Source organism: Thermomonas aquatica, from assembly GCF_006337105.1.
Taxonomy (GTDB): Bacteria; Pseudomonadota; Gammaproteobacteria; order Xanthomonadales; family Xanthomonadaceae; genus Thermomonas; species Thermomonas aquatica.
Map to the genome: position 1 here is coordinate 164,995 of NZ_CP040871.1, position 16,203 is coordinate 181,197.

Annotated in this window: 15 protein-coding genes; 6 read left to right on the forward strand and 9 right to left on the reverse strand. The window is 66.7% G+C overall.

All coding sequences use genetic code 11. The features are described 5' to 3' along the window. The first annotated feature begins 146 nt into the window (after positions 1-146). The gene (locus FHQ07_RS00820; RefSeq protein WP_139714845.1) at positions 147-440 is read left to right on the forward strand and encodes a hypothetical protein; all 294 of its coding nucleotides are present in this window, start codon (positions 147-149) and stop codon (positions 438-440) included. A gap of 418 nt (positions 441-858) precedes the next feature. Here the strand turns inward: FHQ07_RS00820 and FHQ07_RS00825 are convergent, their stop codons facing one another. The 7 genes from FHQ07_RS00825 to FHQ07_RS00855 form a co-directional block, all read right to left on the reverse strand. Then, a complete protein-coding gene (locus tag FHQ07_RS00825) occupies positions 859-2,421 on the reverse strand; it encodes a sodium/sugar symporter (protein WP_139714846.1) in 1,563 nt (520 codons plus the stop codon). Positions 2,422-2,736: 315 nt separating this feature from the next. Then, positions 2,737-3,306 (reverse strand): hypothetical protein, encoded by a 570-nt coding sequence (locus tag FHQ07_RS00830; RefSeq protein WP_139714847.1) that lies wholly within the window; start codon positions 3,304-3,306, stop codon positions 2,737-2,739. 78 nt (positions 3,307-3,384) lie between these two features. Next, complete coding sequence (locus FHQ07_RS00835) at positions 3,385-3,750, reverse strand: CrcB family protein (RefSeq protein ID WP_139717806.1); 366 nt, start codon at positions 3,748-3,750, stop codon at positions 3,385-3,387. A 29-nt stretch (positions 3,751-3,779) separates the two neighbouring features. Beyond that, positions 3,780-4,952: an MFS transporter gene (locus FHQ07_RS00840; RefSeq protein ID WP_139714848.1), complete on the reverse strand. Its 1,173-nt coding sequence runs from the start codon at positions 4,950-4,952 to the stop codon at positions 3,780-3,782. Then, the gene (locus tag FHQ07_RS00845; RefSeq protein ID WP_139714849.1) at positions 4,952-6,307 is read right to left on the reverse strand and encodes a replication-associated recombination protein A; all 1,356 of its coding nucleotides are present in this window, start codon (positions 6,305-6,307) and stop codon (positions 4,952-4,954) included. The genes FHQ07_RS00840 and FHQ07_RS00845 overlap by 1 nt, the downstream gene beginning before the upstream one ends. A 39-nt stretch (positions 6,308-6,346) precedes the next feature. Further along, positions 6,347-6,964, reverse strand: coding sequence for an outer membrane lipoprotein periplasmic chaperone LolA (gene lolA / locus FHQ07_RS00850; protein WP_139714850.1), 618 nt, complete (start codon positions 6,962-6,964; stop codon positions 6,347-6,349). An 87-nt stretch (positions 6,965-7,051) separates the two neighbouring features. Further along, complete coding sequence (locus FHQ07_RS00855; protein ID WP_139714851.1) at positions 7,052-9,433, reverse strand: DNA translocase FtsK; 2,382 nt, start codon at positions 9,431-9,433, stop codon at positions 7,052-7,054. Between the two features lie 181 nt (positions 9,434-9,614). Between FHQ07_RS00855 and trxB the strand changes: the two genes are divergently transcribed. The 5 genes from trxB (at position 9,615) to infA (ending at position 13,386) form a co-directional block, all read left to right on the forward strand. Further along, entirely contained in the window at positions 9,615-10,568 is a 954-nt protein-coding gene (trxB, locus tag FHQ07_RS00860; protein ID WP_139714852.1) for a thioredoxin-disulfide reductase, read from the forward strand. 20 nt (positions 10,569-10,588) lie between these two features. Beyond that, the gene (locus FHQ07_RS00865; RefSeq protein ID WP_139714853.1) at positions 10,589-11,185 is read left to right on the forward strand and encodes a PIN domain-containing protein; all 597 of its coding nucleotides are present in this window, start codon (positions 10,589-10,591) and stop codon (positions 11,183-11,185) included. 3 nt (positions 11,186-11,188) lie between these two features. Next, entirely contained in the window at positions 11,189-12,322 is a 1,134-nt protein-coding gene (locus tag FHQ07_RS00870; RefSeq protein WP_139714854.1) for a GNAT family N-acetyltransferase, read from the forward strand. After that, a complete protein-coding gene (gene aat / locus FHQ07_RS00875; protein WP_139714855.1) occupies positions 12,319-13,068 on the forward strand; it encodes a leucyl/phenylalanyl-tRNA--protein transferase in 750 nt (249 codons plus the stop codon). The genes FHQ07_RS00870 and aat overlap by 4 nt, the downstream gene beginning before the upstream one ends. A 99-nt stretch (positions 13,069-13,167) precedes the next feature. Next, entirely contained in the window at positions 13,168-13,386 is a 219-nt protein-coding gene (gene infA / locus FHQ07_RS00880) for a translation initiation factor IF-1 (RefSeq protein WP_112926214.1), read from the forward strand. A 74-nt stretch (positions 13,387-13,460) separates the two neighbouring features. Here the strand turns inward: infA and clpA are convergent, their stop codons facing one another. Then, positions 13,461-15,746, reverse strand: a complete 2,286-nt coding sequence (gene clpA, locus FHQ07_RS00885) for an ATP-dependent Clp protease ATP-binding subunit ClpA (protein ID WP_139714856.1) — start codon at positions 15,744-15,746, stop codon at positions 13,461-13,463. Between the two features lie 65 nt (positions 15,747-15,811). After that, the gene (clpS, locus tag FHQ07_RS00890) at positions 15,812-16,135 is read right to left on the reverse strand and encodes an ATP-dependent Clp protease adapter ClpS (protein ID WP_139714857.1); all 324 of its coding nucleotides are present in this window, start codon (positions 16,133-16,135) and stop codon (positions 15,812-15,814) included. Positions 16,136-16,203 lie beyond the last annotated feature (68 nt).

The following is a 16,203-nucleotide window of genomic DNA, read 5'->3' on the forward strand; positions in this document are numbered from 1 at the left end:
CGGGAGGCTAATCCAAATATTAACATAATAGACATTATGCGAACTATTGGAGTGGCCTGTTCTGCAGCGGTGTTAATTCTTTACTGGCTGAAATGGCGGTTCTCGCGTACGAAGCCTAGCCCCAGCAACATCGAGGCCTTCGCCGCATGACCGCCTGCATGTACTGCAAGCAAGAGTCCCCCGCCGGCCACTATGAGCGCGTGGTCGAAAACAGAACGCCGCTCTACGGGCCGTGGGCTGGCTGGCGCATGGCCGGCCGCGACCTGGTGTCGCCGGATAAAGACCGGATCAGCCCGGAGCGCCTGCGCGGGTTGCTGTTTCGCCAAGCGGCAGAAGCACGGTTGGCCAAGTACCGGCAGGCGGAATCAAACGACCAATTGAAAATGTGGCGATCGTTTGAAATTTTGCCTGCGAGAGAGCTATTCCGGGGCCGGGCTTAGAATTCTGAAACTCAGGAGATTGCCCGTGCAACGAGAAGGATGGCAAGCGACAGCGTTGATTCTGGCTGCCCTATGGGTCGCGACCATCGCGGCAGCTTTCATTACCAAGCGACAACTGATCGCCACAGAGCAGATGCTCGCCAATGAGGAAAACGAACGTTGCCCGGTCACTACCGAGCAAGTCGTGATCCGGGAACCCGTTGCAGCCCCTACATACGTTCCGCCATCGGAGCTACGCGGCAACGAGCGCTGCATCGCCGGCCAACTATTCCGGCGCGATGGCAACGCTTGGTCGAATGTCGGGCGATGCTAGATATGCGAAATTGAAAATCGACCAAACTCTCCCAAATGACGGCAGCAACGGCACTGGGCGGCGCCCTCTCGGCCCGCCCTTGTCCTGATGCCAATGCCGTAGCGCCTACCAGAACACCGTGTACAAAGCCGTCAGGATGGCGATGACGGCCAGCGCGCCGATGTTGAAGACGGATCGCGTGCGGTAATCGACGTCGCGTGTCTCGATGATGTCCTTCTCGGGCGCATGCCGGGTCAGCAACGACACGGCCACCGCCAGCGCCAGTGCGAGCAGGAACACCAGGCCGACGCGGTCGATGAACGGCAGCTCCGGCCACGCCAGCTTCAACGCGATCGACAGCGCGAACGAACCGATCGCGGCCGCGAGCGCGCCGGCTTCGTTGGCGCGTTTCCAGAACAGGCCCAGCACGAAGATCACCACGATGCCCGGGGTGAAGAAGCCGGTGTATTCCTGGATGTACTGGAAGGCCTGGTCGAAGCTGCCGAGCAGCGGCTTGGCGGCGAGGATGCCGACCGCCACCGCGACCACCGCGGCGATGCGCCCGACCCGCACCAGCCGCTGCTGGTCGGCCTGCGGTCGCATCTTCGCGTAGAAGTCGAGGGTGAAGATGGTGGCGATGGAATTCACCTTCGATGCCAGCGAGGCCACGATCGCCGCGACCAGTGCCGCGAACACCAGGCCGAGGATGCCGCTGGGGAGAAAGCGCATCATCGTCGGATAGGCCTGGTCCGGCTTGTCCAGGTTCGGCGCCAGCATCACCGCGGCGATGCCGGGCAACACCACGATGACCGGCATCAGCAGCTTCAGGAAGGCCGCGAACAGCACGCCCTTCTGCGCCTCGCCGATGTCCTTGGCGGCGAGTGCGCGCTGGATGATGTACTGGTTGAAGCCCCAGTAGCTGATGTTCATGATCCACATGCCGCCGATCAGCACGCTCAAGCCCGGCAGGTCCTTGTAGAACGGGTTGTCCTTGTCGAGGATCATCTCGAAGTGGCCGGGCTCCGCTTGCCACAAACGATGGAAGCCCGCCGCGATGCCGGCGCCCTCGCCCAGCTGGTTCAGGGTCAGGCCCGCCACCAGCAATCCGCCCAGCACCAGCAGCGTGACCTGCACGATGTCGGTCAGCGCGACCGCCTTCAGCCCGCCGTAGAGCTGGTACAGCAGCGCGAACACGCCGATCAGCACCACCGCCAGCATCTGGTCCATGCCGGTGACCTGCGACACCGCGATGGCGCCCAGCCACAGGATCGAGGTGACGTTGACGAACACGTACAGGCCCAGCCAGAACACCGCCATCAGCGTGCGAATGCGGCTGCCGTAACGCTGCTCCAGGAACTGCGGCATGGTGTAGATGCCGTTGCGCAGGAACACCGGCAGGAGCCACTTGCCGACAATCAGCAGCGTCGCCGCCGCCATCCATTCGTAAGACGCGATCGCCAGGCCGATGGCATAGCCGGAACCGGACATGCCGATGATCTGTTCGGCCGAGATGTTCGCCGCGATCAAGGATGCGCCGATCGCCCACCACGGCAGCGCCTTGCCGGCGAGGAAGTAATCCTTCGCGTCCTTCTGGTGCCCGGCTTTCTCGCGCGAGACCCACTGCGCCAGGATGAAGATGCCGGCGAGGTAAGCCAGCACGATTGCGATATCCAATGTCCCCAGACCCACGGCGCCACTCCTGCGGTTGGACCGGTCGGCGCGAACCCCCTCGCGTCGGCCGGTTGGCGAATCGCATGTGGCGATCCGCGATGATCGGGTGATCCAGGCGGTCTCCCTGCCCCGGATCCCCGTGGCGTGCGCCGCAAGCCATCATGCCCTGCGAGCGCAGGCGATGGGCCGTGCTGATTTCGTTTTCATTGGATGCGCGAGGGGCATGCGACTGACAACTGCCCCACGTGAGCGACGTCGCGCTGCGCGCCATGGGCACCATTGCAGTGCCCCGGCAAATCATCCGGGCGGGTTACCCCGCCCGGATGCTGAATGTCAGCGACGCTCGCCGCGTCCCAGCCACCAGGCACTCGCGGCGGCCGCCACGGTCCAGCCGATCAGTTGTTCCAGCAAGGCGCCGACAGTGAAATCGCCGGGGAACATGTACCAGTTCCAGTACGGCACGCTGACCGCGAGCCAGGCGAACAGGCCCGCCGCCGCACCGACCAGCACGCGCCGGCCGAAACCGCCCGCCACCAGCGACAGCACCCAGGCCAGGACCAGCGCACCGGCGGTGTCGGAGGCGAACTGCTTGCCGAGCGCAGGGCCCATCGATGCATTCACCGGGTTGCCGCCTGGCTGGTAGATCACGAAGGCGTACGGCTGGCCCTTCGCCGATTCCGCGAACGCCTTCATCTTGGCGTCGTCCTGCCAGTCCTCGGCAGGCATGCTCGGGTACATGTACACGCCCGCGCCCTGCGTCGTCGGCCCCAATGCCGAGATCGCGCTGGCCTGTTCGGTCGGCACCTTCATGCCCATCTCGCCGATCGGCAACATCATGTGCGCCACCGCGCCCCAGATGAACATCACCACGCCGCCGATGATGCCCGCTATCAGGATTCGCATCGTCATTCCCTCCCCCGCGGCCGGATCGCCGCAGGCGGAGCATGCGCCCGCGCCCGCGACCTTGCCAACATTGGCGGATCAGTACGCGGGGCGCAGCATCGCCGCGAATTTCGCGCCGGCCCAGACCAGCACCAGGCCCGCGGCGAGGGTGCCGCCGAGATAGCCCAACAGCAGTTCGCTGCGTTGCGAGCGCGCCATCAGCAGGCATTCCAGCATCAGCGCCGAGTACGTGGTGAGCGCGCCTAGCACGCCGACGATCAGGAACGCGCGCCAGTACAGCGCCTGCGGGCCGCGGCCTTCCAGCCAGATCGCGAGGAAGCCGACCGCGAACGACCCGATCAGGTTGGCCGCCAGCGTGCCGTACGGGATGCCGCTGCCGAACTGCCGCAGCAACGCGCCGCCGAGCCAATAGCGCGCGCCCGCGCCGAGCGCGCCGCCGAGCATCACCAGCACCAGTTGCTGCCACCAGAGGGTCACGCCGCGGCCTCCTTGCGGTTCGTCGCCAGCAACAGGATCGCACCGATCGCGCAGGCCGCGCTGAGTCCGAACGCGGCCGCGGGCGATACGTCCTGCCACAGGCTGCCGAACACCACCGAGGCCGGCAACAGCAGCAAGCCGGTGACCAGGTAGTACCAGCCGAATGCAGTGCCCGCCCTTGCCGCAGGCACCATGTCCGCGACCAAGGCGCGTTCGCTGCCTTCGATCATCGCGGTGACGAAGCCGTAGCCGGCGAAGATCAGCCACAGCCAATTGGCATCGAAGCCGAGCCAGCCGAGCACGGCATACATCGCGGCCTGGCCCGCCCAGCCCGCCACGATCAACCGCGTGCGGCCGATGCGGTCCGACCATGCGGACAGCGGCGCGGAACACAATGCGGCAACAGCCGAGAACACCGCCCACAGCAAGGTGATCTGCGCGGCGCCGAGTCCGAGTTCCTGCGCGCGCAACAACAGGAACATGTTCGACGCATTGCCCAGCGTGAACAGCCCGAGCGCGAACAGGTAGCGGCGATAACGCGCCGGCAGTGCCGAGAACTTCCAGTCGAAGGCCTGTCGCGCTTCCACCGGCGCAGGTTCCGGCTCGCGGAGGCGCAACGACAGCAGCAGGACCGCGACAGCCGGGACGAAGGCGAACAGGAATACCTGCCGCAACGAGAACCCCGCGGCCAGCAACGCCGCCGCCACCAGCGGGCCGACCACCGCGCCGGCATTGTCCATCCCGCGATGCAGGCCGTAAGCCAGTCCACGCTGTTCCGGCGCAACGCTGCCGGCCAACAGTGCATCGCGCGGTGCCGAGCGCAGGCCCTTGCCGATGCGATCGACGAAGCGGAACGCAAGCACGCCGACCCAGCTGGTGGCGATGCCGATCAACGGACGCGCGATGCCGGCAAGGCCATAGCCGAATACCACGAACGGCTTGATCCGGCGCATGCGGTCGGCCAGCACGCCAGCGGCCAGTTTCATCAGGCTGCCGACGGCCTCGGCCACGCCTTCGATCAGGCCCAGCGCCTTCGGCCCGGCCATCAGCACCGAGGCCAGGTACAGCGGCACCAGCGGATAGATCATGTCGCTGGCGGCATCGTTGATCAGGCTGATGAAGCCGAGCAGCCAGACCGTCCTCGGCAAGCCCGCCAGCAACGCACGCATCAGCCGCGCCCCTTGCGTGCCTGCTCGCGTGCGGCGCGCAGCGCGTCGAGTTTTTCCTTGAGCTTCAGTTCCATCCCGCGCGGCACCGGCTCGTAGTAGATGCGTTCGCCCATCGCGTCGGGGAAGCCGGTCTGGTCCAGCGCGATGCCGCCGTCGGCATCGTGGTCGTACTGGTAGTCCTTGCCGTAGCCGAGCGACTTCATCAGCTTCGTCGGCGCATTGCGGATGTGCAGCGGCACGTCCTGCGTGCCATGCGCTTCGACATCGGCGCGCGCGGTGTTGTAGGCACGATAGGCTGCGTTGGATTTCGCGGTGCTGGCCAGGTAGAGGGTGAGCTGCGCCAGCGCGAGTTCGCCTTCGGGCGAGCCCAGGCGGTCGTACGCGTCCCACGATTCGATCGCCATCTGCAAGGCGCGCGGATCGGCCAGGCCGATGTCTTCCACCGCCATCCGGGTCAGGCGCCGCGCGAGGTAGGCGGGATCGGCGCCGCCGTCCAGCATGCGTGCCAGCCAGTACAACGCGGCATCCGGGTTGGAGCTGCGCACGCATTTGTGCAGGGCGCTGATCTGGTCGTAGAACTGGTCGCCGCCTTTGTCGAAGCGACGGGTCCGGTCGGCCAGTACCTGGTGCAGGGTTTGCTCGCTGATCTCGCCGCCCTCGCCTTCGGCGATTTCTGCGGCGATTTCGAGCAGGGTCAGCGCGCGTCGCACGTCGCCATCGGCGGCGCCGGCGATCTCGCGCAGGGCGGCGTCGGCGACGGTCAGGCCGCGTGCGCCGAGGCCGCGCTCGCTGTCGTCCAGCGCGTGCCGCAGCGCGACCACGATGTCCTCGGCCGACACCGCTTCCAGCACGTGCACGCGGCAACGCGACAGCAACGCGGAGTTCAATTCGAACGACGGGTTCTCGGTGGTGGCGCCGACGAACAGGATCGTGCCGCGTTCGATGTGCGGCAGGAACGCGTCCTGTTGCGCCTTGTTGAAGCGGTGCACCTCGTCGACGAACAGCACGGTGCGCCGGCCGGCTTCGAAGCGCGCCTGCGCTTCGGCCAGGACCTCGCGCACCTGCGGCAGGCCGGACAGCACTGCGGAGATCGCCACGAACTCGGCATCGGCATAGCGCGCCAGCAGCAAGGCCAGCGTGGTCTTGCCGCAGCCCGGCGGGCCCCACAGGATCATCGAATGGACATGCCCGCCTTCGACCGCGCGGCGCAACGCGGAACCCGGCGCCAGCAGGCGGCGTTGGCCGACCATGTCCTCAAGCGTGCGCGGACGCATGCGCTCGGCGAGCGGACGCAGCGCTTCGCTGCCTGCGTCCAGCAGGTGGGGATTCGGAGTCTGCTTGCGTGGGGCGGGCATCCTGCGATTCTACCCGCCCGCCTTTCGCAGGCCCTGCGATCAGCCGCCGATCACGTCCACGCCCTTGGCCGGCACGTAGACGAAGGTGCCCTTGGCGAAGCTCGGGTTGCGCTTCCACGCGCTGAAGGAAATCCTGGTGCGCTGGCCCAGTGCATCGACGTATTCCATCTGCGCGAGCCCGGCCTTGCTGAAGCCGAGCCTGGCGGTCTTGAACGGCGCCTCGGCCTGCTTCGGGGTGAGCTGCAGCCATTCGACGCCTGCGCTCACGCCCGCCTCCTTGACCGTGAAATCGCGGTCGAGCTTGGCGGGGTCCAGCAGGATCGCCAACGGGCTGTTGGCTTCTTCCGCGCCCTGCGGGCGCTTGCTGACCTGCTGCAGGTCGGGATCGTGCACCCAGACATTCTTGCCGTCGGCCACGATCAGCTGCGGATACGGCTTCACGTATTCCCAGCGGAACAGGCGCGGCGCGGATACGGCGACGCGACCGGTCGAGCTTTCCTTCTGCTTGCCGCGCACATCGAACACCTGCTGGCTGAACTGCCCGTCCAGGCCCTTCAGGCCCTTGGTGAAGGCATTGAGCTGGTCGCGCGCGCCGGCATTGGCGGCATTGGCAGCCAGCAACAGCGCGGAGGACAGGACGGTGGTGGCGAATTTCATGGGCGTTCTCCTGCAGCGTTGCGATGCAGTGTGTGCGAGGAAAGCTGAATGCGAATGCACGATGGCCGCGCAGGCCTGAACGGGAGATCAGGGACGCGGCGGCGGCGGCGCGAGCACGGTGCGGTCGCCATTGTGTTCCGGCGTGCTGACGATGCCGGCGGCTTCCATCGCCTCGATCATCCGCGCGGCGCGGTTGTAGCCGATCTTCAAGCGGCGCTGCACGCCCGAGATCGAGGCGCGGCGGGTTTCGGTGACGATCTGCACGGCCTGGTCGTACAGCGGATCGGCTTCCGGATCGTCGCCGCTGGAGGCGGTTTCCGGCAGGCCGGTGGCGCCGACCGTGCTGCCGTCGTACATCGTTTGCGCCTCTTCCAGCACGCCCTCGATGTAATCCGGCCCTCCCCCGCTCTGCTTCAAGTGCTCGACCACGCGGTGCACTTCCTCGTCGCTGACGAAGGCGCCGTGCACGCGTTCCGGCATCGCGGTGCCGGGCGGCAGGTACAGCATGTCGCCGTGGCCCAGCAGGGTTTCCGCGCCGCTCTGGTCGAGGATGGTGCGGCTGTCGATCTTGCTCGACACCTGGAACGCGATGCGGGTCGGGATATTCGCCTTGATCAGGCCGGTGATCACGTCCACCGACGGACGCTGGGTGGCGAGGATCAGGTGGATGCCGGCCGCGCGCGCCTTCTGCGCGAGACGCGCGATCAGCTCTTCCACCTTCTTTCCGACGATCATCATCATGTCGGCGAATTCGTCGATGAAGATGACGATGAACGGCAGGGTTTCCAGCTGGCGCGGCGCTTCGTCCAGTTCCGGGTTCGGCTTGAACAGCGGATCCATCAGCGGCTGGCCGGCGTCGATGGCGTCCTTCACCTTCTTGTTGAAGCCGGCCAGGTTGCGCACGCCGACCGCGCTCATCAGCTTGTAGCGGCGCTCCATTTCCGCCACGCACCAGCGCAGGCCGTTGGCGGCCTCCTTCATGTCGGTGACGACGGGCGCCAGCAGGTGCGGGATGCCCTGGTAGACGGACAGTTCCAGCATCTTCGGGTCGATCATCAGCATCCGCAGATCCTTCGCGGAGGCCTTGTACAGCAGCGACAGCACCATCGCGTTGACCGCCACCGACTTGCCCGAGCCGGTGGTGCCGGCGACCAGCAGGTGCGGCATGCGGGCGAGGTCGGCCACTGTCGGCCGGCCGGCGATGTCCTTGCCCAGCGCCAGGGTCAACGGGCTGCTGGATTTGTCGTATTCCTTGGAGCGCAGCAGCTCGCTGAGATAGATCATCTCGCGATGGCTGTTCGGGGTTTCCAGGCCGATCACCGACTTGCCCGGGATCACGTCGACCACGCGCACCGACTTCACGCTCAGCCCGCGCGCGATGTCCTTGTCCAGCGAACTGATCTGGCTGACCTTCACGCCCGGCGCCGGCTGCACCTCGAAGCGGGTGATCACCGGGCCCGGATAGGCGCCGACCACCTCGGCATCGATGCGGAAGTCCTTGAGCTTGAATTCGATCTGCCGCGACAGGGTTTCCAGGGTCTGCTCGTCGTAGCCCTTGGGCTGCGGCTTGGGATCGTCGAGCAGGGCGAGCGGCGGGATGCCGGAACCGTCGCCGCCGTGGAACAGCGGGATCTGGGTCTCGCGCTTGGCGCGGTCGCTCTTCTCCACCACCGGCGCGGCCGGCGGTTCGATCTTCACCGGCGCGCGCTTGGCCCGCAGCTCGGTATCGACCTTGCGCGCCTCCACCCGCTCCTCGCGCAGCGCACGCGTTTCCTGCCATTCGCTGGCCTGCTGCGCGCCCTTGCGCGCGCCGCGGCCGAGCAGGCCAGGCAGGGCCAGCACCCAGCCGCCGATCCGGTCCATCACCGCCAGCCACGACAACCCGGTCGCCAAAGTCACCGAGATCAGGAACAGGCTGAGCAGGAACAGGTTGGCACCGAGCGCGCCGAACAGCGTCTGCAGCGAGTCGCCGATCAGATGGCCGAACACGCCACCACTGCCTTGGGGCAGGTCGTTGGAGCTTTCGATGCGCAGGGCCAACAATCCGGACGATGACACCAGGAAGCCGACGATTCCGACCAGTCGCAATGCCGGACCGAGGTCGGCATCCCCATCGCCGTCGCTGTCCATGCCGAACAGCGCGATCCAGGCGATTGCACCAAGCACCAACGGCAGTATGAAAGCGACGTAGCCGGTCAGCACCAGCAGCACGTCGGCGATCCACGCGCCGACGCGGCCACAGGCGTTGTGGATCGGCGCGGTGATGCTGCCGGAATTCGAGAAACCGGGATCGACCGGCGAATAGGTCACCAGGCTGGCCAACAGGAACAACAGCAGCGGCGCGACCGCGATCAATGCGAGGTCGCGCCACAGGCGCTGGCGGCGCGGGCTCATCGCGGGTTTGCTGGCCGCGTTCTTGGATCCGGCCTTGCGGCCAGCCTTGCCCACTTCAGGAGCCGTACGTGCCACCTGCGATCAGACCTCAGGAAATTCCCCTAGTGGTTTGATATTACGACATTTGTGACATGCGGCACAGCACCGGCAGGCATACGCCCGGGCGACACTGTTGCAAGCATCGCGCCTTGTGTTGGGCCGGCCCCGTCGCCAAGCTATGGGACTTCCGCGGCATATCGCCCACATCGACGCCTCCATGACCCCGACCAAGCACACCCGTTTGTTGATCCTCGGTTCCGGCCCCGCCGGCTGGACCGCGGCCGTGTACGCCGCGCGCGCCAACCTCAAGCCCGTCGTGGTCACCGGCATGGCCATGGGCGGCCAGCTGATGACCACCACCGAGGTGGACAACTGGCCGGGCGATGCCCACGGCCTGATGGGCCCGGACCTGATGGCGCGCATGCAGGCGCATGCCGAGCGCTTCGACACCGAAACCGTGTTCGACCACATCCACACCGCCGACCTGTCGCAGCGCCCGTTCCGGCTCAAGGGCGATGCCGGCGACTACACCTGCGATGCGCTGATCATCGCCACCGGCGCCACCGCCAAGTACCTGGGCATCCCCTCGGAAGAGGCGTTCAAGGGCCGCGGCGTGTCCGCCTGCGCCACCTGCGACGGCTTCTTCTACAAGGACCAGGACGTGGCGGTGATCGGCGGCGGCAATACCGCGGTCGAGGAAGCGCTGTACCTGTCCAACATCGCCCGCAAGGTCTACCTGGTGCATCGCCGCGACACTCTGCGCGCGGAGAAGATCATGCAGGACAAGCTGATGGCGAAGGCCGCCAGCGGCAAGATCGAACTGGTCTGGCACCACACCGTGGACGAAGTGCTGGGCAACGATGCCGGCGTCACCGGCATGCGCCTGAAGTCGGTGTTGGACGGCAGCACCCGCGAGATCCCGGTGCACGGTTTCTTCGTGGCGATCGGTCACAGCCCGAACACCTCGCTGTTCGACGGCCAATTGGCGATGAAGAACGGCTACCTGACCATCCGCACCGGGCTCGACGGGAATGCCACCCAGACCTCGGTGCCGGGCGTGTTCGCCGCCGGCGACGTGGCCGACCAGGTCTACCGGCAGGCGATCACCTCGGCCGGCTTCGGTTGCATGGCCGCGCTGGATGCGGAGAAATTCCTGGACGAAGGGCACTGAGCGGATCCGGCTGGACGGCGATGAAGATCAATTACGTCCTGATCGACTACGAGAACGTCCAGCCGAAGAACCTGGCCTCGCTGGCCGAAGAGCACTTCAGGGTCAAGGTCTTCGTCGGCGCCAACCAGGCCAAGGTGCCGATCGAACTGGCCGAAGCGATGCAGGCGCTCGGCGAACGCGCCGAGTACGTGCGGATCTCCGGCAACGGTTCCAATGCCCTCGATTTCCACATCGCGTACTACATCGGCCGCATTGCGGCGACCGAGCCGAAAGCGTTCTTCCACATCATCTCGCGCGACACCGGCTTCGACCCGCTGATCGCGCATCTCAAGTCGAAGGGCATCCTTTCCAACCGCTCGGCGTCGCTGGATGGCATCCCGATCCTCAAGGGGCTCGCCGAAGCATCGAAGGACGACCAAGTCGATGCCGTCGTCGCCAAGCTCAAGGGCATGCCCAAGAGCCGGCCGCAACGCGAGCGCACGCTGCGCACGATGATTTCCGCCTGGTTCGGCAACAAGCTGGACGCACCGGCGCTGGACCGGATCGTCAACGAGCTCGTCCGCCGCAAGCTGGTCGGCATCGACGGCGTGAAAGTCTCCTACTCCCTCCCCGCCTGATCGATGGCGGCCATCGCCCGCATCCACCGCGCGCTGTCCGAAATCTCTGCGGCCGACTGGGACGCGCTGCACGACGGGCGCAACCCCTTCGTGTCGCACGCCTTCCTGTGCGGCCTCGAGACCACCGGCTGCCTGCGCGAGGACTGGGGCTGGGCGCCCTGCCACATCGGTCTGTGGGATGGCGCTGCGCTCGTGGCGGCTGCGCCCGGCTACCTCAAGACCAACTCGCACGGCGAATTCGTGTTCGACCACGCCTGGGCGCATGCCTACATGCAGCACGGGCTGGACTACTTCCCGAAATGGCTGGGCGCGGTGCCCTACTCGCCGGTGACCGGGCCGCGCCTGCTGGCGCGCGACGATGGCGGGAAGCATGCACTGCGCGACGCCATCGGCGGATTCGCGCGCCAGTCCGGCCTGTCGTCGGCGCACGTGAATTTCCACGACGGGGCCGACGCGTCTTCATTCGACGATGGATGGCTGCTGCGCGAGGACATCCAGTACCACTGGCGCAACGAAGCAGGCTGGAAGGCTTTCGACGATTTCCTCGGCGCGATGGACCACAAGCACCGCAAGAACATCCGCCAGGAACGGCGCAAGGTGGGCGATGCCGGAATTTCCTTCCGCCTCGTGCATGGCGACGAGGCGAGCGATGCCGATCTCGCGGCGATGCACGGCTTCTACCTGCAGACGTTTTCCGAATACGGCAATTCGCCGGCCCTGACCCTCGGTTTCGTCCGCCACCTGGCGCACGCGATGCCGCGGCAACTGATCATCGTGCTGGCAGAGCGCGATGGCCTGCCGATCGCCGGTGCCTTGTGCCTGCGCGGCGGCGACACCCTGTATGGCCGCTACTGGGGCGCCGCCGAACTGCACCCCGGCCTGCATTTCGAGACCTGCTATTACCAGGGCATCGACTACTGCCTGCGCGAAGGCCTCGCCCGTTTCGAGCCCGGCGCGCAGGGCCGGCACAAGATCGCGCGCGGCTTCCTGCCCAGCATCGTGCGCAGCCGGCACCTGATCGCCGACCCGCGCTTCGCCCGCGCCATCGGCGACTGGTGCGCGGAGGAGCGCGCGGCGGTCCGCCGGCAGCAGCGGCACTTGCAGGCGCATTCGCCGTTCAGGGCGGGCGCGGCGTGAACCTGCGCATCGCCCAGCTGCAACACGACCCGGGGTCGCCCTTCCCGCCCGTCGAGGCGGCGCTCGCCGAGCCGGACGGCCTGCTCGCCTTCGGTGGCGACCTGTCGCCGCAGCGCCTGCTCAATGCGTATGCGCAGGGCATCTTCCCGTGGTTTTCGGAAGGCGAGCCGATCCTGTGGTGGAGTCCGTCGCGGCGCGCGGTGTTCCGCAGCGATGGCGTCCGCCTGTCGTCGCGATCGAGGCGCAGCCTGCGCAAATCGAACCTGCGCGTGCGCGCGGATACCGCGTTCGATGCGGTGATCGAGGCATGCGCGCATCGCCCGCGGCCCGGGCAGTCGGGCGGCACCTGGATCACCGGGGCGATGATTGCGGCCTATGCGAGGCTGCACCGGCTCGGCCACGCGCACAGCATCGAGGTCTTCGATGGCGACGAGCTCGTCGGCGGCCTGTACGGCCTTGCGGTCGGCCGCATGTTCTGCGGCGAAAGCATGTTTTCGGCGCGCTCCGGCGCATCCAGCCTGGCCCTCGCCGCGCTTGCCCGGCGACTGCAGGCCTGGGGCTGGCCGATCATCGATGCGCAGGTGCCGAACCCGCATACCCGCAGCCTGGGCGTCGAGACCTGGCGCCGCGACGACTACCTGCTGGCGCTGGCCGGCCTGCGCGATGCCCCGGCCGAACCCGGCAATTGGTCGGCGCGCTTCGGCGAGCTGCAGGCCGGCGCAATACTGATGCCTTTGGCGGATTAACGGGATTTTTGCAAGCCCCGGCTGCACGTGTCAGAATGCCGCGCTTCGGGTCGCGGTCGCGGCCCGGTTTCACGCTCCAGACCAGGAATACCAGCCACAGTGGCAAAAGACGACGTCATCGAATTCGAAGGCACGATCTCCGAAACGCTCCCGAACACCATGTTCCGGGTCAAGCTGGAGAACGGCCACGAGATCATCGCCCACATCTCCGGGCGCATGCGCAAGAACTACATCCGGATCCTGACCGGCGACAAGGTCAAGGTCGAGATGACTCCCTACGACCTGACCAAGGGCCGCATCACCTACCGCATGAAGTAAGCGGTTGGCGGCATCAGGAAAAAGGCGGCCATCGGCCGCCTTTTTCGTTGCTCCCGAACATGAGCGGGCGGTCGTTATTCGACCACCGCCGGCAACAGCTTCTCCGGTTCCGCCTGCACGTCCAGCGCCAGTTCGCCATCGACCACGTCGAGGGCGACGCGGCCGCCGTTGACCAGCTTGCCGAACAGCAACTCGTCGGCCAGCGGGCGCTTGACCTTGTCCTGGATCAGCCGGCCCATCGGGCGTGCGCCCATCAGCGGGTCGAAGCCGTGCTGGGCCAGCCAGTCGCGCGCGCCCGGCGTCGCCGACAGCGCCACCTGCTTCTCGTGCAACTGCATCTCCAGCTCGATCAGGAACTTGTCCACCACCCGCAGGATGTGGTCGAAGCCCAGCGCCTGGAACTGCACCACCGCGTCCAACCGGTTGCGGAATTCCGGGGTGAAACCGCGGCGGATCGCTTCCATCGAATCGGTGCTGTGGTCCTGCTTGGTGAAGCCGATGGTGCGCCGCGCGGCCTGGGTGGCGCCGGCATTGGTGGTCATCACCAGGATCACGTTGCGGAAGTTCGCCTCGCGGCCGTTGGTGTCGGTCAGCACGCCGCGGTCCATGACCTGCAGCAGGATGTTGAAGATGTCCGGATGCGCCTTCTCGATTTCGTCGAGCAGCAGCACGCAGTGCGGCGTCTTCACGATCTTCTCGGTGAGCAGGCCGCCCTGGTCGAAGCCGACGTAGCCCGGCGGCGCGCCGATCAGGCGGCTGACCGAATGCGGTTCCATGTATTCGGACATGTCGAAGCGCACCAGCTCGATGCCCAGCTGCATCGCCAGCTGCCTGGTCACCTCGGTCTTGCCGACGCCGGTGGGGCCGGCGAACAGGAAGTTGCCGATCGGCTTGTCGGGATTGCCCAGGCCGCTGCGCGCCAGCTTGATCGCGGAGGTCAGGCTGGTGATCGCCTCGTCCTGGCCGAAGATCACCATCTTCAGGTTGCGGTCCAGGTGCTGCAGCACGTCCTTGTCGGAGGACGACACCTGCTTGGCCGGGATCCGCGCCATCTTGGCGACGATGGTCTCGATTTCCTCGACGTCGATCAGGCTCTTGCGGGTCTCCAGCGGCAGCAGGCGCTGGCGCGCGCCGGCCTCGTCGATCACGTCGATCGCCTTGTCCGGCAGCAGGCGGTCGCCGATGTGCTTGACCGACAGGTCGACCGCGGCCTTGATCGCCTCGTCGGCGTAGCTGACGCCGTGGTGCGCCTCGTATTTCGGCTTCAGCCCCTGCAGGATCTCGATCGCCTCGCCCACCGTCGGTTCGACGATGTCGATCTTCTGGAAGCGCCGCGCCAGCGCGCGGTCCTTCTCGAAGATGCCGCGGTATTCCTGGAAGGTGGTGGAACCGATGCAGCGCAGCTCGCCATTGGCGAGCACCGGCTTGATCAGGTTGGACGCGTCCATGGTGCCGCCCGATGCCGAGCCGGCGCCGATGATGGTGTGGATCTCGTCGATGAACAGGATCGCGTGCGGCAGCTTCTTCAGCGCCGCCAGCACCGCCTTCAGCCGCTTCTCGAAATCGCCGCGGTACTTGGTGCCGGCGACCAGCGCGCCCAGGTCGAGCGCGTAGATCGTCGCCTCGGACAGCACCTCGGGCACGTCGCCCTCGACGATCCGCTTGGCCAGGCCTTCCGCCAGCGCGGTCTTGCCGACGCCGGCCTCGCCCACGTACAGCGGGTTGTTCTTGCGGCGGCGGCACAGCACCTGGATGGTGCGCTCCACTTCCTCGGTGCGGCCGACCAGCGGGTCGATCTTGCCGGCCAGCGCCAGTTCGTTGAGGTTGCTGGCGAATTCGGCCAGCGCGTCGCCCTTGTGCTCGCCCTCGCCGCCTTCCGGCTTGGCCTCGCCGTCCTGCGGCTGCGCGGATTCGCCCTCGCCCTCGCCATGGCGGGCGATGCCGTGCGAGATGTAATTGACCACGTCCAGCCGGTGCACGTCCTGCTGGTTGAGGAAATACGCGGCGTGCGAATCCTTCTCGCCGAAGATCGCCACCAGCACGTTGGCGCCGGTGACTTCCTTCTTGCCGGAGGACTGCACGTGGTAGACCGCGCGCTGCAGCACGCGCTGGAAGCCCAGCGTGGGCTGGGTGTCGCGGCCGTCGTCCTCGGCCAGCTTGTTGACCGAGACTTCGATGGCGTCTTCCAGCTCGCCGCGCAGGCGCGGGAAATCCGCGCCGACCGCCTTGAGCACGGCTTCGGCGGACGGGTTGTCGAGCAGCGCGAGCAGCAGGTGCTCGACCGTCATGAACTCGTGGCGCGCCTCGCGGGCGCGCTTGTAGCACTGGCCGATGCTGTGCTCGAGATCCTTGCTGAACATGGGGGCGGAACCCTCCTGGTGACTGCTCAGGATGTGGGGTGGAAACCACCCCTACACAAGACCTTCTACGCTTTCTCCATCGTGCACAACAGTGGGTGCTGGTTCAGCCTTGAATATTCGTTCACCTGCGCCACCTTGGACTCGGCGATCTCGCGGGTGAACACCCCGCACACGCCGCGGCCGCGGGTATGCACGTGCAGCATGATCTGGGTGGCGTTTTCCAGGTTCAGCGGGAAGAAGCGCATCAGCACGTCGATCACGAAATCCATCGGCGTGTAGTCGTCGTTCAGCAGCAGCACCGAATACAGCGGCGGGCGCGCGGTCTGCGGACGGCTGGGGGCGACGACGACGCCGTGCTCGTGGTGCGGGTTGTCGGGCTTCTGCGGCATGGGCGAATTATACGAAGGCTGCGTGCGTGGACGGCGTCGGTGGCAACAGGGACAATGCGGGCATGTCC